Source organism: Rhodopseudomonas sp. AAP120, assembly GCF_001295845.1.
GTDB lineage: Bacteria > Pseudomonadota > Alphaproteobacteria > Rhizobiales > Xanthobacteraceae > Rhodopseudomonas.
In genome coordinates, this window is record NZ_LJIC01000073.1 from 29286 (window position 1) to 54716 (window position 25431).

Consider the following 25431-nt stretch of genomic DNA (forward strand, 5'->3'; position numbering starts at 1 on the left):
GTGCGAGCGCCGGCGCGAAGGTCAGCGATACACATCGGTGTAGAGTTCGGACGGATCGGGTTCGGGATCGTTCTGTGCGAAGTCGGCCGACTCGTTGACGATCTTGCGAACCTCGGCGTCGATCTTCTTGAGGTCGTCTTCGGTCATGTCGAGCGCCAGCAGGCGCTGGCGCACCTGCTCGATCGGATCCTGATCGTTACGGATCTTGTCGACCTCCTCGCGGGTCCGGTACTTCGCCGGGTCGGACATCGAGTGGCCGCGATAGCGATAGGTCTGCATCTCGAGGATGTAGGGGCCGTTGCCGGCGCGGCAATGCGCCACCGCCTTGTCGCCCGCAGCCTTGACGGCGCGAACGTCCATGCCGTCGACCTGTTCGCCCGGAATGTTGAACGACACGCCGCGCTTGGAGAAGTCGGTCTGCGCCGACGAGCGCGTCACCGACGTGCCCATCGCGTAGCGGTTGTTCTCGATGACGTAGACCACGGGGAGCTTCCACAGCTCCGCCATGTTGAAGCTCTCGTACACCTGGCCCTGATTGGACGCGCCGTCGCCGAAGTATGCGAGGCAGACATTGCCGTTGTCGCGGTAGCGGTTTGCGAAGGCGATGCCGGTGCCGAGCGAGACCTGCGCGCCGACGATGCCGTGGCCTCCGTAGAAATGCTTCTCCATGCTGAACATGTGCATGGAGCCACCCTTGCCCTTGGAGTAGCCGCCGCGCCGTCCGGTCAGCTCCGCCATCACGCCCTTCGGGTCCATCTCGCAGGCGAGCATGTGGCCGTGGTCGCGATAGCCGGTGATCACCTGATCACCTTCGCGCAGCGCCATCTGCATGCCGACAACGACCGCCTCCTGGCCGATATAAAGATGGCAGAAGCCGCCGATCGCACCCATGCCGTAGAGCTGGCCGGCTTTCTCTTCGAAGCGGCGGATCAGCAGCATGTCGCGGAAGGCGTGCAGCTCCTGTTCCTTGGAGAAGTCCGGGACCCGCGGTTTGCTCGGCGCGGACGATACGTCCTGCCCCGTCTCTTTCGCGGCGCTCTTCTTTGGTGCGGCCATGGCGTTTCCGATGAGAGAGTAGATCAGCCTCTCTACCGTAACTTATTCCGCTGTGAAAGGAGCCGCGTGCCGCAGCACGCAAATCCTTGTGCCGCAGTGCAACGACGCGAAATTTTCGCGATCGTTTATCTTGGTTTTTGGAATATGAGACTCAGCGGGGCGGGTTCATCCGAACCAGATCCGCGGGATGCGCGAAGTCGAGCTGATAGCGCACGCGTTCGTCGAGCATGTCGGGATCGAGTCGATCCGAGCGGAGCAGCGCCACGCGCTTCTCACCCTCGGCTCGCTCCGCGCGGAGCCGCACGAGTTCGGACGTCAGCGCGATGATTTCCTGATCAAGCTCCTGCTGCGCCGTGAGCCCGTAGCGTCCCGTATAGGCGTTCATGCCGAAATACGCGATCGCTGCCGAGGCGATCGCATACAGCGCGATACCGACCAGAATGGATTTGAGGCGACTGCGGGTAACCATGGCTCAACCATGCCCCGGCGCGGTTAATGCGGCGCTAACGGCGCGTCGTCTGCGGCATATCCGATATACCGTGAACCGATCGGCGCGCGCTCACGGAAGCTCGCGCCGTCCGGGACTATTTGTATTGCTGCGCCACCCAGGCGGCGAAGGCATCGATGTACTTCTGCAGGAATTCGCGCGTCGAATCCTTCACCAGATCGCCCTGGTCGTTGAAGGCGTCGCCGATGCCGCCGACATAGGCTTCCGGCTGCTGCAGCACCGGCATGTTGAGGAAGGTCAGGCACTGCCGCAGGTGATGGTTGGCGCCGAACGCACCGATCGCACCGGGCGAATTCGACACCACGCCGGCCGGCTTCTTGTCGAAGGCGCTCTGACCGTAGGGGCGCGAGCCGACGTCGATCGCGTTCTTCAGCACGCCCGGAATCGACCGGTTGTATTCCGGTGTCACGAACAACACCGCGTCGGCGCTCTTGATGCTGTCACGGAAGGCCGTCCAGTCGGCCGGCGCCTGCGCTTCGAGATCCTGATTGTAGAACGACAGGCCGTGCAGCGTGACGATGTCGAGCTTGAGCGTCGCGGGAGCGAGCTTTTGCAGCGCCTCGCCGAGGCGCAGCGAGAAGCCGTTCTTGCGCAAGCTGCCGATGACGACGGCCACGCGATACGGATTGGGCATAGGGTCTATCCTGATTGTAAAGGAAGGTCCGGACGGGTCGGAACCCTAGCGCGAGTGGGCAGCGCGGGCACGACAACATCGCCCCGCCGCGCCGCACTGACGAAGTTGTGATCCCTACTCCGCCGCGTCGGCAGGCTTGCCGAGCACCTCGTCGTTGTGCGCGCCGAGCTTCGGCGTATTTAGCATCGGATGCGGACGTTCGCCGTCGAATATGATCGGCAGGCCGGCGACCTTCAGACCAGTGTCCGGCATGGTGCGGATCATATCGGCCGCGGCGAACTGCTCGGTCGCTGCCAGCTCCGGGATATCGTTGACCGGACTCACGGGCACGCCGGCGCGCTTCAGCGCACTGAGCCACTCCGCCGACGACCGCGAAGCCATCACCGGCTGCATAAGCCCGACCAGCTCGTGCCGATGGGCCGCCCGGTCGCGCACCCGGGCGAACCGCGCATCCGTGCTCCACTCCGGATGGCCGAGCACCTCGGCGCATTTGGCGAACAGCCGGTCGTTGCCGGCGGCGATCACGATCGGCCGGTCGGCGGTCTCGAATACCTGGTATGGCGCCAGCGTGGCGCTGGCGGTGCCGTGGCGAGGCGGCGCCTCTCCCGAGAACAGATAGCCGTTGAGCTGGGTACCGACCCAAGAGATCGCGCTGTCGAACAGCGAGGTGTCGATCACGCAGCCTTTGCCGGTGGTGGCGCGCTGCTGCAGCGCCGCCAGCGCGCCGATCACGCACCATTGCGCGGTGGCGCAGTCGTTGATCGCCGGCGCGCAGAACGCCGGCGGATCGTCCGGGCGGCCGGTCAGCGACATCACCCCGCCATAGGCCTGCAGCAGCGGATCGAAGCCTGGCTCCTTGCTCAGCGGCCCGGTCTTGCCGAACGCCCACACCGAACAATAGATCAGCCGCGGATTGATCGCGCACATCACATCCGGGCCGATGCCGCAGGACGCGACCACGCCGGACCGCAGGTTCTGGATCAGGATGTCGGCGTCCTTCACCAGTTCCTTGAGCCGCGCGACGTCGTCCGGGCTCTTGATGTCGAGCGTCACCGATCGCTTGTTGCGGTTGAAGCCGTGGAAGAACAGCGAGTCGCCGTCGACGAAGGGCGGGCCCCAATGCCGGGCGTCGTCGCCGCCGTCGTGCTTCTCGACCTTGATCACGTCGGCGCCCATGTCGCCGAGGATCATGCCGGCCATCGGCCCGGCGATCGCCTGAGCGATCTCGATCACCTTGATCCCGGCCAGAGGCCCCGCCATTTGCGTCTCCACATTATAAGGTCGAACCGTCACAATTGCCGTGGCACTGTTTCCGTGCCTCGACTGAAATTGCAAGCCCGTCGCAACAGTAGGACCCTGCCATGATCAGCCCGGAATTCCTCGTGACCTCGTTGATCGTGGTCGCCTCGCCGGGCACCGGTGTGCTCTACACCTTGGCGGCCGGACTATCGCGCGGCTCCAAGGCCAGCGTCGTCGCCGCGTTCGGCTCGACCATCGGCATCGTCCCGCACATGGCGGCGGCGATCCTGGGCCTCGCCGCCCTGCTCCACACCAGCGCGGTGGCGTTCCAGACCTTCAAATATCTCGGCGTCGCCTATCTGCTGTACATGGCCTGGAAAACGCTGGGCGAACGTGGGCCGCTCAGCGTCGACACGGACGTCGGCGCGCCGTCGGCGCTGCAGATGACGGTGACCGGCGTGCTGATCAACATCCTCAATCCGAAGCTGTCGATCTTCTTCCTCGCCTTCCTGCCGCAGTTCGTGGCGACGAACGATCCGCACCCGCTCGGCCGCATGGTCGAACTCAGTGCGATCTTCATGCTGATGACGTTCGTGGTATTCGTGATCTACGGCCTGTTCGCCGCCTGGCTGCGCGACCACGTCATCACCAGGCCGCGCGTGCTGACCTGGATGCGCCGTAGTTTTGCAGCGGCGTTTGTTGCGCTCAGCGCAAAGCTGGCGACGGCGGAGCGCTGACTCAAGTCAAGCCGTCATTGCGAGCGGAGCGAAGCAATCCATGGGCCCGGTGCACCGCGCCTGGATTGCTTCGTCGCTTGCGCTTCTCGCAATGACGCTGTGAGGTCAGGTCCGCGCGCGGATTTCGTTGAGCAGGAAATTGCCGACGCGCTTGCCGCGATTGCGCAGAACTTTGAGGACGCCCTGATCGACGAAGTACGTCAGCAGGATGCTGTCGCGGGTGTCGACGCCCGCGGGCACGGTGTCGGCCGAGTGCCAGGTGTGTTTGTCGACCGCGAAGGCATAGCCGGAATTCGGCGCGAACTTCATCTGCCGCGCCTTCGGCATCGAGCCGTCCGGCTTGACGTCGTGGAAGATGGTCCCGATGTCGGTGTGGGCTTCGTCGCGCGGCAGGTACAGCTGCACGGTGATGCCCTTCCAATGCGTGTCGGTGTGCGGCGTGATCTTGTAGCCGGGCACGTCACCGGTCAGGATCGGAATCGGAAACATCCCGACATCCTGCGCGCCCGTGCCGAAGCGCCGCTCCAGCGCCGGAGCCAGCTTGCGCCGGAACGCGTTCTTGACCGGCTCCGAGCACAGCGCATCGCCGACCAGCCGCCAGATCGAGCGCTGCTCGGGCGGCAGATGCCGGATGTATTCGGGGAACAGATCGATCTTCACCCGGGTATGGGTGCCGTCGGCGAGATCGTTGCCCTTGCTGCGGCCGTGCATCGGCCGATAGTCGGTGTTCCGCGGCAGAGCCGCGAGCATCGCCGCGTACACCATGGCGGGAAAGATCCCGACGAATTCGAGATGGTAGAACGGCTCCATCACCACCGCGGCCTGCTCGATCGCGGCGACAACGTGATTGATCAATGCCGAGGTCGCCTCCGTCAGCTCCGACGGACGCCGTTCAGCCATCTGATCCATGAGTCTATCCTGCTTTGACGCGATGGTTGAGAATAGCTCGCATTCTCAACCTCAGCCAGCAAGATTTACATCCGATCGCGGCGTTTATTTGGTCGGGTCGATCAGGAATTTCTCGCCGGTGGCGCGCTTGTTGTAGACCGCAATGGCGTCGAGCGTCAGCGCCTCCTTCAGCGACACGGTGCGGGTGTAGTGGCTGGCGAAGGTGGTCTTGATCTCGGCGGCGACCCGCTCGCGCAGCTTGGCCGCGTCGGCGGCGCCGATCTTCTGCAGGAACGGAAACAGCAGCCAGCCGCCGACCGCCCAGATCATGCCGAAGTTGCGCACGATTTCGGTCGGCCGGGTATCGAGGCCGCCGTAGATGTACACCTGCTTCAGCACGTTGGAGCCGTAACGGCTGTAAGGCCCCTTCGACGTCTTGGCGATCGCCGCTTCCATGCAGCTCAGGATCTGGCCGGCGAGCTTGCCGCCGCCGATCGCGTCGAACGCGATGGTCGCGCCGGTGGTCGCCAGCGCGTCGGTGAGTTCGGCCATGAAGTTCGGCGACGTCGAGTCGACGACGTACTTGGCGCCGATGTCGCGCAGCAGCTTGGCCTGCGCTTCGCTGCGCACGATGTTGACCAGATCAATGCCGTCCTTGAGGCAGATGCGGTTGAGCATCTGGCCGAGGTTCGACGCGGCCGCGGTGTGCACCAGCGCTTTGTGGCCTTCCCGCTTCATCGTCTCGGTCATGCCGAGCGCGGTCAGCGGATTGACGAAGCAGGACGCGCCTTCGGCCGCGGTCGTGCCGTCGGCCAGCTTCAGGCAGTCGGCGGCTTTCATCGTGCGATACTGCGCGTACATCGCGCCGCCGATCATCGCCACGGTCTTGCCGAGCAGCGCCTGGGCGGCATCCGAACTGCCGGCCTTGATCACCGTGCCGGCGCCCTCGTTGCCGACCGGCATCGACTCGTCCAGCCGGCCCGCCATCGCCTTCATCGCGGCTTCGGGCACCTTGGCGGTGATCACCGGCGCATCGGCGGTGCCGGACGCTTTCGCGGTCGACATATCGGCGGCGCCGAACAGCAGGCCGAGATCGGAGGGATTGATCGGGGTGGCTTCGACCCGGACCACCACCTCGTCGGGACCTGGCTCCGAGATGGACACCGGGACCAGCGAGACTTCGAGGTCGCCGCTCGCCTTGATCAGCGAGCGCAGTTGCAGTCCGGTGATGGCCTCGGTCACGTCTCTCTCCCTGCGCGTTATTGCGGCTGCACCATGATGCAGCCGCGCGCGGGGTTCAAGGCCACGATGATAACACCCGCGTCATTGCGAGGAGCAAAGCGACGACGCAATCCAGCTTTGTGCACTGAGCTGGATTGCTTCGTCGGCTGCGCCTCCTCGCAATGACGGCGAGTATCTTAGCGAAACGCCTTCAGCGCCGCCTTGCCAGGGAAGTACGCGCTCGAGCCCAGTTCCTGCTCGATGCGCAGCAGCTGGTTGTACTTCGCGGTGCGATCGGCGCGTGCCAGAGAGCCGGTCTTGATCTGCCCGCAATTGGTCGCCACGGCGAGGTCCGCGATCGTAGAGTCTTCCGTCTCGCCGGAGCGATGCGACATCACCGCGGTGTAGCCGGCTTTGTGGGCCATCTCGACGGCGGCGAGCGTCTCGGTCAGCGTGCCGATCTGATTGACCTTGATCAGGATCGAATTGGCGCGGCCGGCCTTGATGCCGTCGGCGAGGCGCGACACGTTGGTGACGAACAGGTCGTCGCCGACCAGCTGGCACTTGTCGCCGATCAGATCAGTGATCGCCTTCCAGCCTTCCATATCGTCCTCGGCCATGCCGTCTTCGATCGACACGATCGGATAGCGCGACACCAGATCGGCGAGGTACTTGGCCTGCTCCTGCGGGCCGAGGCTGCGGCCTTCGGCTTCATAGACGTACTTGCCGTTCTTGAAGAACTCGGTCGACGCCGGATCGAGCGCGATCATGACGTCTTCGCCGGCCTTGAAGCCGGCCTTGCCAATCGCCGACAGCACGAAGTCGAGCGCGGCGTCGGCCGACGGCAGGTTCGGCGCGAAGCCGCCTTCGTCGCCGACATTGGTGTTGTGGCCGGCCTTCTTCAGCTCGCCCTTCAGGGTGTGGAAGATTTCTGAACCATAGCGCAGCGCTTCCGAGAAGCTCGGCGCGCCGACCGGCATGATCATGAATTCCTGGAAGTCGATCGGATTGTCGGCGTGCGCGCCGCCATTGATGATGTTCATCATCGGCACCGGCAGCGTGCGGGCCGAGGTGCCGCCGACATAGCGATACAGCGGCAGGTCGTAGGACGACGCCGCGGCCTTGGCGACGGCGAGCGACACGCCGAGGATGGCGTTGGCGCCGAGCCGGCCCTTGTTCGGGGTGCCGTCGAGTTCGATCATGGTCTGATCGATCTGCACCTGGGCTTCGGCGTCCATGCCGCCGAGCGCATCGAACAGCTCGCCATTGACGGCTTCGACCGCCTTGAGGACGCCCTTGCCGAGATAGCGGGCCTTGTCGCCGTCACGCAGCTCGACCGCCTCGTGGGCGCCGGTGGAGGCGCCCGACGGCACCGCGGCGCGGCCGACCGAACCGTCTTCCAGCACGACGTCGACCTCGACGGTCGGATTGCCGCGGCTGTCGAGAATTTCACGGCCGATGATGTCGACGATGGCAGTCATGGATGCCTCTTGGGAGGTTGGGAGGGAGGGGATTTGGCGCCGCTTCTACAGCATGGGACCGGCGCGGAAAAGGCCGCCGGGGCGCTCCCGACGAACGGCGAAGCCACCGTCGCGGTACAATTCCCCCGCGCCGGAAAATGCTTTAGAGGTCGCGTGAACGGAGCTCCCATGTCCAAGACCCCCCGCAAGACCTCGAAGCCCGCCGGGCTGCAGCTCGGCCGCGCCGTCGAATGGCCGACCAGCCCGGAGACGGCCCAGCTCGACCGCGTCCCGAACCCGCAGGCTGGCACCGACTATCTGGTCCGGTTCACCGCCCCCGAATTCACCTCGCTGTGCCCGGTGACGGGCCAGCCGGATTTCGCCCATCTGGTGATCGACTACGTGCCCGGGGCCTGGCTGGTCGAATCCAAGGCGCTGAAGCTCTACCTCGCCAGCTTCCGCAACCATGGCGGCTTTCACGAGGACTGCACCGTGTCGGTCGGCAAGCGCATCGTCGCCGCGATCAAGCCGAAATGGCTCCGCATCGGCGGCTACTGGTATCCGCGCGGCGGCATGCCGATCGACGTGTTCTGGCAAACCGGCAGACTGCCGAAAGGCGTCTGGGTGCCCGATCAGGGCGTGCAGCCGTATCGCGGGCGCGGTTAGCCCACGCGGAAAAGCGATCCGCCGTGCGCCTGAATGGCCTCGCGGCTTTAGGGCGCGGCTTGGGGATTGCGTCGCGACGCGGCACCGGGTAATAAGTCGCAGCTTCTTCTATCGTCCGAAGAGGCTGACATGAACGATTTATACGCGTGGGTCGCGCACCAGCACCACGGCTTGCATACCTTCAAATCCTTTCAAGACAAGCTCGCGCGGCTCGCCGAGGAGCAACCACGGCAGCGCGGCCTTTGCCGGGTGCTAGCGCATCTCGTCCAGGGATACATCGAGGCGTTCGACGAAGCGCCGGTCCCCGTCGAGCTCGCCAGCGATGTCCATCACCGTCTGGCGCAATTGCTGTCGACGCTGGATCTGAACGGCGACGCCGACCGCCGCCTTGCCGACATCAATCGCATTGCGAGCTTCGCGCTGTGGCCGTTGCCGGACGCTGCTGCAGCATCCGCGCAGCAACGCCCCGGTTGATCAGCCGCGGCAGCTACCAACTCTGCCAGCCGGGAAACGGCTGCGGCTGCGGGTAAGAATTGCGGCCGCCGCGCTGGCGCGGGTTTCGCGGCTGCGGCTCAGGATCGCGCCCGAAGAAGAACGAAGCGAAGCCGCCGTCGTCCATGCCGTCGTCGCGATCCGCAACCAGCACATCCTGGGTCGGCTTGCGGGTGATGAAGCCGCCCTGCGGCTGATGGCTGAGCACCGCCACGAATTCGGTGCGATAGTTGGTTTCGGCGCTCAGCGGTTCGTCGGAAATAACGATGGAGCTGCGTGGGAGAGCGGTCGGTCCGATCCGATCCAGCACATCCTGCGGAATGGTGATGCGATCGAGTGCTTCGCTCGCAGTCTCGGTGCCGTCGATGCTGACCGCACTCCAGCGCAAGCGGTCTCCGCTGCGCGTCATCGCGGTGAACACGTGGGTGCCGATCGGACGTTCCCGATCGCGGATCGTCACCGGAACTTCGATGGAGGTGTCGAACACTTCGCCGCCGCCGTCCGGTGCCGGCTTGTGGGTGTTGCGGCGAACATAGAGCTTCTGGGTATCCCGGCTGATATAGATCGACACCGGCTCGAGTGCGAGCTTGGCGTCGGTCGCAAGCCGCTCCGTCTCGGCCTTCTTGGCGAGCGCCGCTTTGGCGGCGTCCTTGGTGGCTTCGGCAACCGCTCGCTTCGACTCGGCGTCGGCCTTGGCGGTGTCGAGCTGGGCGGTAGCCTCGCCGGCCTGCTGCGCCGCCTTCTGCTGCATCTCCTCGCTTCGCGCCCTCGCCTCGTCCGTCTTCGCACCGGCGAGCAGACGGTCGGCGCGTTTCAGCTCGGCATCGGCCCGCGCCTTCTGCTTGGTGAGCCTGGCCAAGGTTGCCTTGAGAGGCGGCAGCTCACGGGCGGCCGCGGCAGCCGCCTTCTTGGCCTCCGCCGCCGCAACGGCGGCCTCCTCGGCCTCGCGGGCCAGCGCCTCAACGCGCCCGGGCGCCGCTGCGAGCGCCTCCGGCTTCGGCTGGAGCAGAGCCGGATGGGAGATCTCCACCGGCGCCGCATCGCCGGGCGAAATGATCACCCGCATGCCGATCCGGGTCTTGTCGAACAGCTTGTCGGCGAAGCCGAACGGCATCCGCACGCAGCCGTGCGAGGCCGCATAGCCGGGCAGCGGCCCGCCGTGCAAGGCGATGCCGTTCCAGGTGATGCGCTGCATGTGAGGCATCCACGCGTCGTCGTACATCGTCGAGTGATGATCCTTGTCCTTCTCGACGATCGCGAAGATTCCGGCCGGAGTTTCGCGTCCGCTGGTGCCGGTCGAGACCGGGGCGCGGAAGATCCACCCGTCGGCGTCGTAGAACGTCACCTGCTGCGATTTGATCGAAACGATCGCCATGATCGGCTCGCCGGCTTCGCGCGGTGCAACGGCTTCGACCGGAGCGGCCGACCGCCCACGTTTGGCAGCATCGGCTGCACCCGTCCCCGCCAGCGTCGCGATCGCGCCGGCGGCCATCGCGGCGGCGATGATCCGCGTTCGCGCGCGGGCGCCCTGCCCCTTGTTCGATCTCTTCAGCAAATCCGACCTCGATTGCAAAGGGTGCCTCGCTTGCACGCCAGGCGACATCACGTTCCGATTCGGCATCGGCCTGCCGATTGTAGTCGCAATCCTTGCTTCGCCGACAGCCACTTCGTTTGTTCACGAGGATCGTGTGAGCGGCAGCGACCGTTGTTGGCGTACTAACCACATCTGTCTTTCGGATGCGTGAAGGCGATACAAGCCCCACCCCACCCGCTGCGACGTTCCGCGCCTGGATTTACAGGAACCCTTCGCGCACCAAGACGTTTGCTGGCCTTCATTCCTTTCGCGGAGCATCATCTTGAACCGGCGGCAAGTTCTGACCGGCCTCGCGGCCTTGCCGCTGCTGCATTCGGAAGCGGGCAAGAGCGTCGCCGAGGCGTTCGATCCCTCGGATGCCTTCAGTCCCTGGGTCGTCCGCCAGATGGCTCGGGATCTTGCGAGCAAGCCGTACCAGCCGCCTGACAGCCAACTGCCGGCGTCGTTCGCCGACCTCGGCTATGACGCCTATCGGACGATTCGGTTCGACCCGGATCGGGCGCTGTGGCGCGGCGAACACCTGCCGTTTCAGGTGCAGTTCTTTCATCGCGGGTTCCTCTACAAGAACCGTGTGACCATCCACGAGGTCAGCGACGGCCGGGCGCGAAAGATCGCTTACCGCGCGGCAGACTTCCGCTTCGCCGAAATGCCGACTCCATCGCCCGATGCCGATCTGGGTTTCGCCGGATTTCGCATTCACGCGCCGCTCCAGGATCCGCACCGCCACGACGAGTTCTGCGTGTTCCTCGGCGCCGCGTATTTCCGCGCAGTCGCGAAGGGCCAGCGTTACGGCCTGTCGGCGCGCGGGCTGTCGATCGACACCGGGCAGCCGTCCGGCGAGGAGTTTCCGCTGTTCAAGACGTTCTGGCTCGAACGTCCCGCCCAGGGCGCATCCTCGCTCGTGGTCCACGCCCTGCTCGACAGCAAGAGCGTCACGGGTGCGTATCGCTTCACCATCCGCCCCGGCGACACGACCGTGTTCGACGTCGAGATGGTGCTCTACCCGCGCGTCGATCTGAAGCATGTCGGCCTCGCGCCGATGACCAGCATGTTCTTCTTCGGGCCCAATGATCACGGCGATATCCCGGACTTCCGCGGAGCCGTGCACGACTCCGATGGCCTCGCGGTGTTCAACGGCCGCGGCGAACAATTGTGGCGCCCGCTGTCCAATCCCCGCGATCTGCAGATCAGCGCGTTCAACGACCGCGATCCGCGCGGCTACGGCCTGATGCAGCGCGAGAAGAGCTTCGCCGCCTATCACGATCTCGAATCCCGCTTCGAGCTGCGTCCCAGCCTGTGGGCCGAGCCGATCGGGGACTGGACCGAAGGCGTCGTGAAGCTGATCGAAATCCCGACCCGCGAGGAAGTCCACGACAATATCGCCGCGTTCTGGGAGCCCAAGGGGCCGCTGCTTGCGAAGGGCGAACACAGCTACACGTATCGGCTGCACTGGGGACCGGACGCGCCGAAGCCGAGTTCGCTGGCGCGATTCACCCGGACCGGCATCAGCGTGCGCGGCGACAACAATCGTCTGTTCGTGCTCGACATCGAGGGCGACAAACTCAAGGAGGCCGATCCGGATTTGGTCCGCGGTGACGTCTCGGCCGACAAAGGCGAGATCCACAACATCGTCGTTCAGCTCAATCCTGTCACCGGCGGCTGGCGATTGAGCTTCGATCTGGTATCAGCTCCGCCACCGGTGGAACTACGTGCATCGCTGATGCAGGGCGATCAGGCGCTCACCGAAGTCTGGCTCTACCGATGGACATTGTGATCGGGCCGCAGGATCGCACTGCGCAGGCGTTCGATCCGTTGCCCGCCGAGGCGCCGCTCGCAATGCCGGCGCAGTCGCTATCGACGCCGCCACGCGCCGACCGGGCGCCCGGCCGCGGCCCGGAATGGCGCCGCGCCCTGGTCATGCTCGCGGCGGCAGCACTGACGGCCGCTGGCGTCTACGAGATGGTTCAGGTGCTGAAGATCGGCGGCATCACCATTCTCGAGGGCGTCATCCTGGCTCTGTTCACCGCGCTGTTCGCCTGGGTGTCGCTGTCCTTCGTCTCCGCGCTGACGGGTTTTGTCGCGCTGTGCTGCGGATGGCGCGACGCTCTCGGCGTGGCCGCAGACGAACCGCTCCCAAAGCTCGGCGATCGCGTGGCGATGCTGCTGCCGACCTACAACGAGGACCCCCACACCGTATTCGCGCGACTGCAGGCGACGCGGGAATCCGTCGATCTCACCGGCCAAGGCGATCAGTTCGACTGGTTCGTCCTCAGCGACTCCACCGATCCGGCGATATGGGCGGCCGAAGAAGCGTGCTATCTCGCGCTGGCCGAGAGCAGCGGTCGCTTGTTCTATCGCCACCGCCCGAACAACCGCGCGCGAAAATCCGGCAACATCGAGGATTGGGTGACGCGCTTCGGCGCCGGCTACGACTCCATGGTGGTGCTCGACGCCGACAGCGTGATGACCGGCGAAGCTCTGGTCCGGCTCGCAGCGGCGATGGAACGACACGCCGATGTCGGGCTGATCCAGACCCTACCTGTCATCGTCGGCGCCAGGACGCTGTTCGCGCGGGTCCAGCAATTCGCCGGCCGGATGTACGGGCCGATGATCGCCGCCGGCGTAGCGTGGTGGTACGGCTCGGAAAGCAATTACTGGGGCCATAACGCCATCATCAGAGTCGCGGCCTTCGCCGCATGCGCCGGCCTGCCGACTTTGCCTGGCCGTAAACCGTTCGGCGGCGATATTCTCAGCCACGATTTCGTCGAGGCGGCCTTGCTGCGGCGTGCCGGCTGGCGCATCCACATGGCGCCGACGCTGCCTGGCAGCTACGAGGAATGCCCTCCCTCGCTGCTCGACTTCGCCGCCCGCGACCGCCGCTGGTGCCAAGGGAATCTGCAGCATGCGCGGTTGCTGCCGACGCGCGGACTGCATTGGGTCTCACGGCTGCACTTCGTCACCGGAATCGGCGCCTACATCACCGCGCCAATGTGGCTGCTGTTCCTGACTGCCGGCATCGCCATCTCACTGCAGGCGCAGTTCGTCCGCCCCGAATATTTCCCGAACGCGTTCTCGCTGTTTCCGCATTGGCCGGCACAGGATCCGATCCGCGCCGCCTGGGTGTTCGGCGCCACCATCGCGCTGCTGATCGTGCCGAAGCTGTTGGCACTGATCCTGGTACTGATCCGTCATGACGCGCGACGGCAGTTCGGTGGCGGCTGGCGCGCCGCTTCCGGCGTCGTGGTCGAGACCCTGCTCTCGGCGCTCACCGCACCGGTGATGATGATGTTCCAATCGACGGCGGTCGCCGAGATCCTGATGGGGCGCGACGCCGGCTGGCAGGTGCAGCGCCGCGGCGACGGCGCCATTCCGCTTCGCGAGGTGATGCATCGCTATGCCATGCCCACGCTGCTCGGCCTGCTGATGGCCACAGCCGCGCTGATCGTCTCCTGGCCGTTGCTGCTGTGGATGACGCCGGTGATCCTCGGCCTGGTCCTCGCCATTCCGGTCGCACTGATCACTACGCGAGCCGCGGGCCCAGCCGATAGCGTGTTGACAACACCGGAAGACCGCAACCCACCCGCTATTCTGGAGCGGGTTCCGGAGCTTGCGGCGATGATGCACGGCAAGGTCTGCGTCGGCGATCCGCTCGACGCCCTGCGGGACGATCCGCAGCTCCGCGCGTTGCACCTCGCGGGCTTGGCGCGCCATCCGCAGCGAAGGCGTGGCGGGATCGAGGCCGATCTGGCGATCGCCAGAACTTTAATCGACGACGCGCATGGCTACGCGGAAGCCGCCCGCTGGCTCGGCCCTCGCGAAAAGCGTGCTGTGATGGGGGACAGCGAGACGCTGCAGCGTCTCCTCGCGATGGGTTAACGGTCCGGCGCCACGCCGATCGCGTCGGCGGGCGGCCGGGCGCGCAGAATGCGGGCCAGAACCAGCCCCAGCGTTAGCATCGTCACCGCCGCCATCAGCATCGTCGGCACTTTGCCGGCATGGGAGAGACCGAAGCCATAGGCGATCGGCCCGGTCGTCTGGCCGATGAAGAAAAAGAACGAGTGCAGCGACATCGCTGTGCCGCGCGCGGTCTCGGTGAGCTCGCTGGCGAACACCTGGATGCAGCCGTGCAGCATGTAGAACCCCATGCCCATGGCGATGAAGCACGCCGCTTGCGCCTGCCACGGCGGGCCGAACGCAATGATGGCGAGTTGCAGGCCGACCAGGGCGCCGCCGGCGATCATCATGCCGTTGACGCCGAGCCGCGGCAGCAGCCGGCCGACGGTGAGCGTATAGATCAATCCGCCGACCGCGAAGCCGGCGATCACCAGCCCCGCGATCGCCAGCGATTCCTGGCCGAGTTCGTGGAGGAAGGCGGCGACGTAAGGAAACGTCCCCATCACGCAGGTGCCCTCGACCAGCACCGCGGTGAAACAGATCGCCGCATTCGGATTGCTGAAGATGGTACGATAGCTGCGGCGCAGTCCGGCGAAATCCATCGGGCCGCCGGGACTGATCGGCTTGCCGCGAAAGCCGAACGCCACGGCCAGCGCCGCGATGATCACCAGCAGCCCCAGCACGGTGAGCACACCGCGCCAGCCCAGCACATCGCCGATCACGCCCGAGGCGGTGGCGCCGAGCAGATTGCCGGTCATCGAACCGCCGAGCACGCGGCCGATCGCCACCTGCCGCCGCTCAGGCCCGACCAGATCGCCGGTGAGACCGAGCGCGACCGGGAACACGCCGCCCGACCCGATGCCGGCCAGAATGCGGCACAGAAATAGGAGTTCGAACGATGTCGCCATCGCCCCGAGCAGGCTGGCAAGGCCGAGCAGCGCCAGGCAGACGATCATCAGCCGCGCCTTGCCGAACATGTCGGCGAGCGCGCCGATCGCCGGTTGCACGACCGCAAAGGTGAAGGCCGAGACCGCGGCCAGCCCGGCCGCCGTCGTGATCGAAACCGAAAACTCGGACGCAATACGCGGCAGCACTGGGTCGAGTGCCCGCGTCGACAGGCTGGCGGCGAACCCCGACAGCGCGATGATATTGAGCGCCGGCGGCAGGCCCGCCGGAGCGTCCCTGCCACCAGTTTGCCGCATCAAGCCGCGCCGACGCCGGGACGCTTTTTGGCCAGCGCGTCGAACTCCATCAGGGTCCGCAGCAGGCCCTCGAAATCGCGCAACGGCACCATATTGGGGCCATCCGACGGCGCGTGATCGGGGTCGGGGTGGGTCTCGATGAACACCCCGGCGACGCCGACCGCGACCGCCGCCCGCGCCAGCACGGGTACGTATTCGCGTTCACCGCCGGAGGACGTTCCCTTGCCACCCGGCTGCTGCACTGAATGCGTCGCGTCGAAGATCACCGGCGCGCCGGTGGTCTTGGCCATGATCGGCAGCGCGCGCATATCCGAGACCAGCGTGTTGTAGCCAAACGAGGCGCCGCGCTCGGTGACCAGCACCTTGGGATTGCCCGCATGGGTGATCTTGGCGACCACGTTGCCCATGTCCCACGGAGCCAGGAACTGGCCCTTCTTCACGTTCACCACTTTGCCGGTGGCCGCCGCGGCCAGCAGCAGATCGGTCTGCCGGCACAGGAACGCCGGAATCTGCAGGATGTCGACCGCTTCGGCGGCGCGCCCACATTGTTCGCTCTCGTGCACATCAGTCAGCACCGGAAGGCCGATGCTGTCGCGGATCTCCGCGAAGATCGGCAGCGCGGCGTCGAGCCCGATGCCGCGCGCGCTCGCGGCGCTGGTGCGATTGGCCTTGTCGAACGAGGTCTTGTAGACGAGGCCGATGCCGAGCCGATTGGCGATCTCTTTCAGCGCGCCCGCCACTTCCAGCGCATGCGCCCGGCTCTCGAGCTGGCACGGCCCGGCGATCACAGACAGCGGCAGCGCGTTGCCGAATTTGACGTTCCCCGCGCTCACCGCGGTCGCGGGCGCAATACTCTTGTTCAACGGACCATTCCTTGTTCGAAGATCAACGTCGCGCCGTAGAGATCCGGGACGACCAGCCGACCCATATGATGCGTCGCTGCGACGCCGTTCTGCTGCAACACCGCTTCAACCACGGCCAAGTCTTCAACTGCAATGCGCAATCCGGCGAACCGGGCACCTGCGGGCTCCGCCGCGACGTCGACACCATACTGGTCACGGAACGACACCGGTTCCACGATCGCGATATCACCGCGCGGCGTCCGCGCCGAGACGCCGATCGACGAGGCATGCAGATCACGCAGGCCGGTGAAATCGCCGAGAAAGATATGATGATCGGTCGGGCTGTCCGCGACCATCACCGCAGCGATCACCAAGCGCGCCCCATTGGCGTGGCGCTGAAACGCGGCGCTCCAGAAATTCTCGGGATGGTGATGCTGGCAGACCGCGAAGCCGGCGTTGGGTGCCAGCGGATCGCGGGCAAAGGCGAGCGAAAAACCGAGCTCCGCGACGCTGCCGTCCGGCCGCGTCCCTTGTCGTGCGAAGCTGAACACCCCATCGTCACCGATGCCGACAGCCGCGTAGTGCCGGGCGTCAGCGGCCGCATCGCTACTGGCGAGCAGCAGCATCGACAGCCCTTCACGTCCGGACAAGTAGTCGCGCTGAAAGGCACCGAATGAAAACGCGCCGGGACGGTGCGGCTCGATCTGTTCCGGCTCGGCGACGGTGAGTAGCTCGATGAAGAAGCCGTCGAGCTGCACGATGCGGTTATGCGTACCCCAGGGATGGCGGTTTCGCGCTCCGACGGTGAAACCGAAATGTTGATAGGCGTCGGCCGCCGCATCGAGGTCTCGTACGGCGTGAACGATATGGTCGAGCCCGCTGGGCATCAGTTCGAAACTCTCATCCAGACGGCAACGATTATTTCATCGCGGAGAATGTGGTGGGTGTCAGGAGCTGATTGCCGATGGTCTCGACGATCTGGCCGTCTTCCTCACTCTTGGCTCGCGCGGCCAGCCATTCCGGATCAGTAACGAACGCGGTCCATTTCTGGTCGCGTTCAGCGAGGCTTTCCCAAACAAGAAGATAGGTCAGCTCCTGGTTCGAGGTGCCGACCAGCGTGGTGAAGAAGCCGGCCGGACGGATGCCGTGCTTGTCGAACAACTTCAGCGTGACGGTCTCGAACCGCTTCAGCAACGCGGGAAGACGGCCGGGGACGCACCGATACGTCCTGGACTCGTAGATCATGAAAGGCCTCCACTCGTGGCCGCGCGGCGGGTGCCGTGTTGTGGCAACAATTGGAGAGAAGGTCAAAGCGAGCGGCGGCGGACAGCACCGCGTCCGCCGCATGGCAACAACGCGTGACGTTCGCGCGACGGACGCCGGAATGAGCCTTAACGCAGTTTCGGCGGCGGAATTTCGCCGGCCGAGTTGGCAATGTGGGGATCAACCAGATTGACCTTGGCGGCCGGATCGCTCCCGAACAGCTGCCGGAAAACCTCCGGACCAAGCAGCCTTGCGGCCTCGTCGATCAACTCCTGGTTCCGAGCATTCAATGCGGGGGCGCTCGGCTGGCCGGATCCCGGCCAAGCCCGGGCCGCGAATTGCTGGACCTCGCTGCGCAGCTGCAGCAATCGGCCCAGCTTCGCCGGCTCTGCGGCCAGTAGGGCGACGGCTCGCTTCTCGAATTCGTCCGGTTCGGGCACCGCCTCGTCTCGCGCCATCCTCAATCCTTCCGGGCGACCGGGACCTGCCGCCAGCTGCTGTGCCGTGCAGGACGCAATCTTGGCCGACCAAGCCGTCTGCTGCAGTCCGTAGGTGCCGTAGATGAAGCTGCTCAACAGGTAGCCGCGCGCGTTGTGCACCGTCAGCGGCGCCGCGCCGCCTAGTCCGCTCGCATACAACACCTGATTTGCCAATTGGTGGCAGACCCCGTCGACGCCGTAGTGATAGATCGTCCCGCGGGCCAGCGACGTCGTTCGCGAATCCAGATTGGGCCGTACCAGACATTGCGCCACAGCGAGATCGCCGGGCTGCTGGCCCAGCGCTCCGCTGGTGTTCACCGGCGTGCCGCCGACTGCATGAAACGAGCCCCAACAGTACCAGAAGAACTGGTTGGCCCCCACCACCTCGGTGATGGTTGGATAGGCGTGAATACGATTGTCGTAACTGGTCACCCAAGTATGGTCGACTGGCGATTCCGAATCCCAGGCGGGAATTGCCCATGCAAACAGCGTGACCGGCTGTGCCATTTCGGAACCCTCGATCGCTCTGCGTCGCTAAACACGCATCGGTTGACGTCAACAGCATCATCCACCCCTGATCGAATGTCTGTCCGGGAAGTGACAAACAATCGTTCGAACACCGTGAAAATTCGAACCGCATCGCGACCCGGCGACACATCCGCTGGTTAGTCGTTACCTTAAGGCTGCCAGATCAATGGAGAGAATGATGCGCATGGTCCCTGCCCTCGCTTTGCTGATCCTTGCCGGGGCTCCGGCCGCGGCGCAGGATTCAGGCGTGATCACTAGCGGCAGCGGCAATGTGACGGTGAACGGCAAGCCGGCTGCGCGGGCGGGCGACACGACGTCCGACGGTTCGATCGTGGAAGGCTCGAGCAACGTCTTCATCAACGGCAAACCGGCCGCAGTCATGGGAGGCAAAACGACCTGCGGCGGCGCGGTGGTGGGCGGCGGTCCAAACGTTTTCATCAATGGCAAACCGATGGCACGCGCGGGCGACGCGACGGCGGGCTGCAAGTAGCGCGGCGCGTCGCTCCGGTGATGGTACTTCAGTCTCGATCGCGCCGCCTGGCGCGTACCCGTGTCGCCCGGCTCATTCTCGCCGCTCTGGTGTCGTCGGCCGCGCTACCGGCGCTCACTACATTACCGGTCCAGGCGCAGCAACGCGGGGCGGCGAGCGAACGCGAACTAGTGGCGAAGATCAACGATGCGTTCCGGTCGCTGCAGGCGGGCGATCGCGACGGCGGCCGGCAGCGCCTCACCGCCGCACTGCGCGCGGTGCGCGACAGCAGCTATGACGCACTGACGATTCAGGCCTATCTCAACGCCGTCACCTTCTTCGAGCGGCGACGCGACACTGCGACGGCATCCGAGCTGTTCGCGGAGGCCGCAAACACCCGCGCTGCGCGCGAGGCGAGTCCGGACGCCACCACGTTGTGGTTCGAGTACGCCCGCTTCCTCGAGCGCACGATCCAGTACGAGCGCGGCATTCCGGTCGCGGTCGAGGCGCGCAAACGGATGCGCGCCATCTATGGACCGAACACCGCGCAGGACATCGCCGGCAGCGACATCCTCGCCACGCTGCTGACTAACAACGGTGCCGTGGCAGCCGGTCTCAATCTGTCGGAAGAGACTTATCTCGGCGCCCGCAAGGCGCTCGGCGACAAGGAGCCGCTGACCTGGCGCACCGAGAACAACTACGCCGAAGCGCTGCGCATGGTCGGTCATCCCGACCTCGCCGCCAAGATCGACGCCCCGCTGTTGAAGAAGCGCATCGCGCATTACGGCGTCGGCAGCATCCAGGCGCTGGTCAGCGCGAGCAATCTGGCGCTCGATCATCTGGCGATGGGCAACGAGGCCGAGACCATGCAGGCGCTCGCGCTGCAGAAGCGCTGCGCTGCCGAGCTCGCCGACCCGACCTCCGAACACGTCGCCCAGGCCGACACCTGGATCGCCTACGCCAAAGCTTACTTTCATCCCGACCGTTCGCTATCCCCGACAGAACTGGAAGCGATGGCGCGTGTGAAAGACTGGAACGGCGCGCCCGACCTGTTGCGGATCAAGTCGGCGCAGCTCGCCGCTGATCACTACGAGCGCCGCGGCGATACCGGCCGGGCGCTGGCGTTGCGGATCGACGCCTATCAGCGCTCGCAGGAAACCATCGCGCGGCAGCATCCGATCACGTTCGACGCGCTGCTCGGCGTTGCGGTGACCCGGTTGAAGCGCGGCGACGCCGATGCGTTGGCGACCTTCAAGGACGTCGAGCAGCAATCCTTCAACTGGATGCTGCGCGAGGTCGGCACCGCCGGCAATCGCTACGTCGCCGAGACGATGCGCAAGCTCGCCGACGACATCCTGTACGAATACGGCCGCTACGCGCTGATCGATCCGAAGGCGGCGCTCGCCTATGCGGACGCGGTGGCGCGCTGGAAGACCATGGAGGACGGCGAACGCACGCTGCTGCGGCTGACACTCGACCGCCTGCCCGACGAGCCGACGCGCGAGCTCGCCCGCACCGTGCTGCGGCTGTCAGGTCAGCGCCAGGAGATGCTGTCGTCCGGCAAGCTCGACGACGATGCCCGCGACGTGCTCAAGCGGCTTGACGAAGCGCGACAGCAGCTCGCCGCGCGCGCCGGCACGAAGCCGCCAGCGAATGTGCAGCTGCCCTCTGTCGAGGACAAGCTCGCGGCGAACGACGCGCTGGTCGATTTCTTCGTCAGCGGCCGCGGCAGCCGGGTCAATCCGACCGAACCGAAGCCCGCGGCGCGGCTGCAGGCCGTCGTCCGCCGCGCCGGCAAACCGCCGCAGGTCATCGACCTCGGCCTGCTCGACAGCTTCACCGCTCCGAGCGTCGAGAGCGCAGACCGGATGCAGCCCTTCCGCCGGCTGTACGACACCCTGATCGGGCCGCTCAAGCCGCAGCTCGCCGATGTCACGCGGCTGTTTCTGGTGCCCGACGCCGACCTCTACAGCCTGCCGTTCGCGATGCTGCAGGATGGCAACGGCCGCTATCTCGACGAGATCTACGACACCCGCATCCTGACCCGCGCCGATGCGATCGTGTTCGCGGACCAGGACGATCATCTGATCGCGGGCACCAAGGCCGTGTTGGTCGGCGGTCTCGACTACGCCGGCGCGGCCAGCCAGCTTCCCTCGACCAAAACCGAGATCGACCGCATCGCGCCCGACCTGCAGCGCCGCGACATCGCCAGCGTGATGATGACCGACGACGCCGGCGAAACCGCGATCCGCGGCAGGGCCGAAGGCGCCGCGCTGCTTCACCTCGCCACCCACGGTTTCTACAAGGCCGCGACCGACCGCACTGACGCGCTATGGCGCAGCGGGCTCGTCGCCGCGCGTCCTCAACTCGACCGCCCCCCGCGCCGCGACGGCACCGACGGCGTGATCTACGCGCGCGAACTGATGGACTGGAATCTATCCGCCGCCGACCTCGTCGTGCTGTCCGCCTGCCAGACGGCGCTCGGCGATCCGAGCCGGATCGGCAGCGTCAGCGGCCTGCCGACCGCGCTGGCCATCGCCGGCGCCCGCCGTTCGCTGCTGACGCTGTGGGAAGTCAGCGACGAAGGCACCGCCAATTTCATGGCGCGGCTGTACCAGGTGCTCGCCGACGACAAGCTCGACTACGCCGCAGCACTGCGCAAAGTCCGCATCGAAGCGATCCACGGCAAGATCAAAGCCGCCGAGGATCCATCGGTGTGGGCGGCATTCGTGCTGTTCGAGAATTGATCAAGCGCTGATCAGTTAGTCCCAAGCATCACCACCGTCATGCCCCGCCTTGTGCCGGGCATCCGCGCCTTGGTGAGCGTTACGGGAAAAAGGCGTGGATGGCTGGGACAAGCCCGGCCATGACGACGCAAACGACGATTGCGTAGCTGCATCGCGATCGAGCACGCGACGCGGCCGCGCGGCCTTTACTAAACCAGCCGGCTCTGCACCAGCGCCGCACCGACGAAGGACGCGAACAGCGGGTGGGGTTCGAATGGGCGCGACTTCAGTTCGGGGTGGAACTGGACGCCGATGAACCAGGGGTGATCCTCGTATTCGACGATCTCCGGCAGCACGCCGTCCGGCGACATGCCGGAGAAGCGCAGGCCGTGCTGCTCGAGCCGGTCCTTATAGGCGGTGTTGACCTCGTAGCGGTGGCGATGCCGCTCCGAGATTTCGGTGGCGCCACCATAGATCTCGGAGACACGGCTGCCGCGTTTCAGCGCCGCCGGATAGGCGCCGAGCCGCATCGTGCCGCCGAGGTCGCCGGCCTGCGAGCGCTTTTCGAGTTCGTTGCCGCGGACCCATTCGGTCATTAGGCCGACCAGCGGCTCCGGCGTCGGACCGAATTCCGTGGAGTTGGCCTGCTCGATGCCGGCGAGATTGCGGGCCGATTCGATCACCGCCATCTGCATGCCGAAGCAGATGCCGAAATACGGCACGTTGCGCTCGCGGGCGAAACGCGCCGCCTCGATCTTGCCCTCGGCCCCGCGTTGGCCGAAGCCGCCGGGCACGAGGATGCCGTTGACGTGTTCGAGGAACGGCGCCGGGTCCTCGTTCTCGAACACTTCGCTCTCGATCCAGTCGAGATTGACCTTGACCTTGTTGGCGATGCCGCCGTGGCTGAGCGCCTCGATCAGCGACTTATAGGCGTCCTTCATGCCGGTGTACTTGCCGACGATGGCGATCGTCACCGCGCCTTCCGGATTGCGGACGCGCTCGTTGATCTCGTGCCAGCGCGCCAGCTGCGGCGGCTCCTTGGCGGCGATCGCGAATGCCGCCAGCACTTCGTCGTCGAGCCCGGCGGCGTGATACGCCTCCGGCACGGCGTAGATGTTGTCGACGTCGCGCGCCTCGATCACCGCGCTTTCCCGGACGTTGCAGAACAGCCCGAGCTTGCGGCGCTCTTCCTTCGGGATCTCGCGGTCGGTGCGGCACAGCAGGATGTCGGGCTGGATGCCGATCGAGCGCAGCTCCTTGACCGAATGCTGGGTCGGCTTGGTCTTCAGTTCGCCGGCGCTCGGGATGTAAGGCAGCAGCGTCAGATGGATGTAGATCACATCGCCACGCGGCAGATCGTTCTTGATCTGGCGGATCGCCTCGAAGAACGGCAGGCCCTCGATGTCGCCGACCGTGCCGCCGATCTCGACCAGCACGAAGTCGTAGCCGTCATTGTCGCTGAGGACGAAGTCCTTGATCGCGTTGGTAACGTGGGGAATCACCTGGATGGTGGCGCCGAGATAGTCGCCGCGGCGTTCCTTGGTCAGGATGTCCTGATAGATCCGGCCGGTGGTGATGTTGTCCTGCTTGGTCGCAGGCCGCCCGGTGAAGCGTTCGTAATGGCCGAGATCGAGATCGGTCTCGGCGCCGTCGTCGGTCACGAACACTTCGCCGTGCTGATACGGCGACATCGTCCCGGGATCGAGGTTGAGATAGGGATCGAGCTTGCGAAGGCGGACCTTGTAGCCACGCGCCTGCAGCAGCGCACCGAGTGCCGCTGATGCCAGACCCTTGCCGAGCGAGGAGACCACGCCGCCGGTGATGAAGATATACCGCGCCATGGGACTTTACCTTTAAGGCCCTAGGTCCGATTCGCAAAAGCGATTCGTGCCCCGCGGGCAGTTTTCCAAACGCCTGTGGGTGACGCTGAAAGATCAGCGCCTTCATACGATTACGCGCGGCTGCTCAGGCTTTTGCTGAGCTGCCGCCAACGCATGCCGGCAATGCTTATTGCGACTGCGGCGGAGCGGGAGCCGCCGGGGTCTGGCTTTGCTGCTGATCGGACTGCTTCAAGCTGTCGAGCAGACCGCCACCCTGAGGCACCACTGGCGCGCCCGGCGCCTGCTGGGTTGGGACCGAGGTCGGGAGAATCGACGTCGGCTTCCGGTTGTAGGTCGCCAGCCAGGACAGCGACAGGCTGGTGATGAAGAACCCGACCGCCAGGATCGCCGTGGTGCGGGTCAGCAGGTTCGCGGTGCCGCGACTTGACATGAAGCCGCCGCCTCCCCCTACGCCGAGGCCGCCGCCTTCGGACTTCTGCAACAGCACAGCGCCGATCAGGCCGAGGACCAACATCAGGTGGATGACGATAATGACAGTCTGCATAGCACCCTTCCATCACAAGCCCGGACCGCCGAAAGGCCGGCTGGGCGCCGGCGCGAGCTGCTCGACAGGCTTGCGGGATCAACGAAGTCGCGCGGTGTCTACACGATCGATGGGGGCATTGTCACCCCCGGACGGTCCCAGACCCGCGCCCATGAGGCGACCGGTTGGCCCTCAGTTAGGGGCAGCCGGCGGCGATCGCAAGGAAGTCCGACGCCTTCAGGCTGGCGCCGCCGATCAGCGCGCCGTTGACGTGTGGAACCGCAAGCAACTCGCGGGCGTTCGACGGCTTCACCGAGCCGCCATACAGCAGACGCGTCCGCTCGCCTTCAGTGTTGAAGCGCTGCGTCAGAGTCTGGCGGATAAAGCCGTGAACTTCCTCGACATCCTCGGCCGTCGGGGTCATTCCGGTGCCGATCGCCCAGACCGGCTCATAAGCGACCACCAGATTGGCTGCGGTCGCCCCGTCCGGCAGCGAGCCGGCGAGCTGGCCGGCGACGACGTCGAGAGTGTGACCGGCATTGCGCTCACCCTGCGTCTCGCCGACGCAGACGATCGCCACCAGCCCGGCCCGCCACACCGCCTGGGCCTTGCTGCGCACGATCGCGTCGGTCTCGGCGTGGTCGGCACGACGCTCGGAGTGACCGACGATGATGGCGCGGGCGCCGGCGTCAGCCAGCATCTCGGCGGAGATGTCGCCGGTATGCGCGCCCGACGCATTGACGTGACAATCCTGGGCGCCGATCGCGACCTTGAGAGCGCCGCTCTCGTTCGAGGCCGCGAGCTTGTCCGCAAAGGCCGCGATCAGGGTCGCCGGCGGGCAGACCAGGAGATCGATTCCCGGCGACAGCTCGGCCGCGCCGGCCAGGATCGCCTCGAATTCCGATGAAGCCGCCTTGAGGCCGTTCATCTTCCAGTTTCCGGCAATCAACGGACGAACGGCGTGGACCGGCATGACACTCTCACATGACTGGGGTTGCACAATGTCGCTAGCAGAGCCGTTTGCGATGCTCAAGGCCGCGTGATCGCGCAGGCAAGAGACTATCGCGCAATCGCTGTGCCGGGCGGTAGCCATGGCCGGCAATCCGGCGCCGCGGTCGGTTGCGACGCTTTCTCCGCCATTTTATGATGGATTTCCAAGCCGGCGACGC

General features: G+C 65.7%; 23 protein-coding genes. 7 read left to right on the forward strand and 16 right to left on the reverse strand.

Annotated features, from left to right (window positions below):
• Positions 1 to 21 precede the first annotated feature (21 nt).
• The 4 genes from pdhA to IP86_RS12925 form a co-directional block, all read right to left on the reverse strand.
• The gene (pdhA, locus tag IP86_RS12910) at positions 22 to 1056 is read right to left on the reverse strand and encodes a pyruvate dehydrogenase (acetyl-transferring) E1 component subunit alpha (RefSeq protein ID WP_054162938.1); all 1035 of its coding nucleotides are present in this window, start codon (positions 1054 to 1056) and stop codon (positions 22 to 24) included.
• A 151-nt stretch (positions 1057 to 1207) separates the two neighbouring features.
• The gene (locus IP86_RS12915; RefSeq protein WP_054162939.1) at positions 1208 to 1525 is read right to left on the reverse strand and encodes an FtsB family cell division protein; all 318 of its coding nucleotides are present in this window, start codon (positions 1523 to 1525) and stop codon (positions 1208 to 1210) included.
• A gap of 115 nt (positions 1526 to 1640) precedes the next feature.
• The gene (locus tag IP86_RS12920; RefSeq protein WP_054162940.1) at positions 1641 to 2198 is read right to left on the reverse strand and encodes an NADPH-dependent FMN reductase; all 558 of its coding nucleotides are present in this window, start codon (positions 2196 to 2198) and stop codon (positions 1641 to 1643) included.
• Positions 2199 to 2312: 114 nt separating this feature from the next.
• A complete protein-coding gene (locus IP86_RS12925) occupies positions 2313 to 3458 on the reverse strand; it encodes a CaiB/BaiF CoA transferase family protein (protein WP_054162941.1) in 1146 nt (381 codons plus the stop codon).
• A 101-nt stretch (positions 3459 to 3559) separates the two neighbouring features.
• Between IP86_RS12925 and IP86_RS12930 the strand changes: the two genes are divergently transcribed.
• The gene (locus tag IP86_RS12930) at positions 3560 to 4174 is read left to right on the forward strand and encodes a LysE family translocator (protein WP_082363986.1); all 615 of its coding nucleotides are present in this window, start codon (positions 3560 to 3562) and stop codon (positions 4172 to 4174) included.
• 105 nt (positions 4175 to 4279) lie between these two features.
• On the opposite strand, the gene IP86_RS12935 is transcribed toward IP86_RS12930, so the two are convergent.
• The 3 genes from IP86_RS12935 to eno form a co-directional block, all read right to left on the reverse strand.
• On the reverse strand, positions 4280 to 5083 hold the full coding sequence (locus IP86_RS12935; protein WP_054162942.1) for a hypothetical protein: 804 nt from the start codon (positions 5081 to 5083) through the stop codon (positions 4280 to 4282).
• Between the two features lie 84 nt (positions 5084 to 5167).
• Positions 5168 to 6304, reverse strand: a complete 1137-nt coding sequence (locus tag IP86_RS12940) for a zinc-binding dehydrogenase (protein WP_054162943.1) — start codon at positions 6302 to 6304, stop codon at positions 5168 to 5170.
• Positions 6305 to 6480: 176 nt separating this feature from the next.
• Positions 6481 to 7764, reverse strand: a complete 1284-nt coding sequence (gene eno, locus IP86_RS12945; protein WP_054162944.1) for a phosphopyruvate hydratase — start codon at positions 7762 to 7764, stop codon at positions 6481 to 6483.
• Positions 7765 to 7932: 168 nt separating this feature from the next.
• Here eno and queF point away from each other — a divergent pair, with 168 nt between their 5' ends.
• Both queF and IP86_RS12955 read left to right on the forward strand, forming a co-directional pair.
• On the forward strand, positions 7933 to 8409 hold the full coding sequence (gene queF, locus IP86_RS12950; protein WP_054162945.1) for a preQ(1) synthase: 477 nt from the start codon (positions 7933 to 7935) through the stop codon (positions 8407 to 8409).
• Between the two features lie 66 nt (positions 8410 to 8475).
• Positions 8476 to 8883 (forward strand): hypothetical protein, encoded by a 408-nt coding sequence (locus IP86_RS12955; protein ID WP_349509531.1) that lies wholly within the window; start codon positions 8476 to 8478, stop codon positions 8881 to 8883.
• 13 nt (positions 8884 to 8896) lie between these two features.
• On the opposite strand, the gene IP86_RS12960 is transcribed toward IP86_RS12955, so the two are convergent.
• Positions 8897 to 10453, reverse strand: a complete 1557-nt coding sequence (locus IP86_RS12960; RefSeq protein WP_283804779.1) for a L,D-transpeptidase — start codon at positions 10451 to 10453, stop codon at positions 8897 to 8899.
• A 304-nt stretch (positions 10454 to 10757) separates the two neighbouring features.
• Between IP86_RS12960 and IP86_RS12965 the strand changes: the two genes are divergently transcribed.
• The gene (locus tag IP86_RS12965) at positions 10758 to 12269 is read left to right on the forward strand and encodes a glucan biosynthesis protein G (RefSeq protein WP_054162947.1); all 1512 of its coding nucleotides are present in this window, start codon (positions 10758 to 10760) and stop codon (positions 12267 to 12269) included.
• Positions 12257 to 14371 carry a glucans biosynthesis glucosyltransferase MdoH gene (mdoH, locus tag IP86_RS12970; protein WP_054162948.1) on the forward strand — a complete coding sequence of 705 codons (2115 nt, stop codon included), beginning with the start codon at positions 12257 to 12259 and terminating at the stop codon, positions 14369 to 14371. The genes IP86_RS12965 and mdoH overlap by 13 nt, the downstream gene beginning before the upstream one ends.
• On the opposite strand, the gene IP86_RS12975 is transcribed toward mdoH, so the two are convergent.
• The 5 genes from IP86_RS12975 to IP86_RS12995 all read right to left on the reverse strand — a co-directional run bounded on the left by IP86_RS12975 (position 14368) and on the right by IP86_RS12995 (position 18682).
• Positions 14368 to 15591 carry an MFS transporter gene (locus IP86_RS12975; RefSeq protein WP_054162949.1) on the reverse strand — a complete coding sequence of 408 codons (1224 nt, stop codon included), beginning with the start codon at positions 15589 to 15591 and terminating at the stop codon, positions 14368 to 14370. The two genes, mdoH and IP86_RS12975, sit on opposite strands and share 4 nt — an antisense overlap.
• Positions 15591 to 16454, reverse strand: a complete 864-nt coding sequence (gene kdsA, locus IP86_RS12980; RefSeq protein ID WP_054162950.1) for a 3-deoxy-8-phosphooctulonate synthase — start codon at positions 16452 to 16454, stop codon at positions 15591 to 15593. Before kdsA ends, IP86_RS12975 begins: the two co-directional genes overlap by 1 nt.
• Entirely contained in the window at positions 16451 to 17320 is an 870-nt protein-coding gene (locus IP86_RS12985) for a VOC family protein (RefSeq protein ID WP_054162951.1), read from the reverse strand. The genes kdsA and IP86_RS12985 overlap by 4 nt, the downstream gene beginning before the upstream one ends.
• 31 nt (positions 17321 to 17351) lie before the next feature.
• Complete coding sequence (locus tag IP86_RS12990) at positions 17352 to 17678, reverse strand: NIPSNAP family protein (RefSeq protein WP_054162952.1); 327 nt, start codon at positions 17676 to 17678, stop codon at positions 17352 to 17354.
• A gap of 146 nt (positions 17679 to 17824) precedes the next feature.
• Positions 17825 to 18682 (reverse strand): hypothetical protein, encoded by an 858-nt coding sequence (locus tag IP86_RS12995; RefSeq protein ID WP_054162953.1) that lies wholly within the window; start codon positions 18680 to 18682, stop codon positions 17825 to 17827.
• A gap of 196 nt (positions 18683 to 18878) precedes the next feature.
• Here IP86_RS12995 and IP86_RS13000 point away from each other — a divergent pair, with 196 nt between their 5' ends.
• Together IP86_RS13000 and IP86_RS13005 are read left to right on the forward strand one after the other, a co-directional pair.
• Positions 18879 to 19193, forward strand: a complete 315-nt coding sequence (locus IP86_RS13000) for a PAAR domain-containing protein (RefSeq protein WP_054162954.1) — start codon at positions 18879 to 18881, stop codon at positions 19191 to 19193.
• Between the two features lie 170 nt (positions 19194 to 19363).
• Positions 19364 to 21919: a CHAT domain-containing protein gene (locus tag IP86_RS13005; RefSeq protein ID WP_054162955.1), complete on the forward strand. Its 2556-nt coding sequence runs from the start codon at positions 19364 to 19366 to the stop codon at positions 21917 to 21919.
• A gap of 188 nt (positions 21920 to 22107) precedes the next feature.
• Here IP86_RS13005 and pyrG read toward each other — a convergent pair whose 3' ends face one another.
• From pyrG to tpiA, 3 genes are all read right to left on the reverse strand, one after another.
• Positions 22108 to 23739 (reverse strand): CTP synthase, encoded by a 1632-nt coding sequence (gene pyrG / locus IP86_RS13010; RefSeq protein WP_054162956.1) that lies wholly within the window; start codon positions 23737 to 23739, stop codon positions 22108 to 22110.
• Positions 23740 to 23905: 166 nt separating this feature from the next.
• On the reverse strand, positions 23906 to 24283 hold the full coding sequence (gene secG / locus IP86_RS13015) for a preprotein translocase subunit SecG (protein WP_054162957.1): 378 nt from the start codon (positions 24281 to 24283) through the stop codon (positions 23906 to 23908).
• A gap of 175 nt (positions 24284 to 24458) precedes the next feature.
• Complete coding sequence (gene tpiA, locus IP86_RS13020) at positions 24459 to 25235, reverse strand: triose-phosphate isomerase (protein WP_054162958.1); 777 nt, start codon at positions 25233 to 25235, stop codon at positions 24459 to 24461.
• Positions 25236 to 25431: the final 196 nt, after the last annotated feature.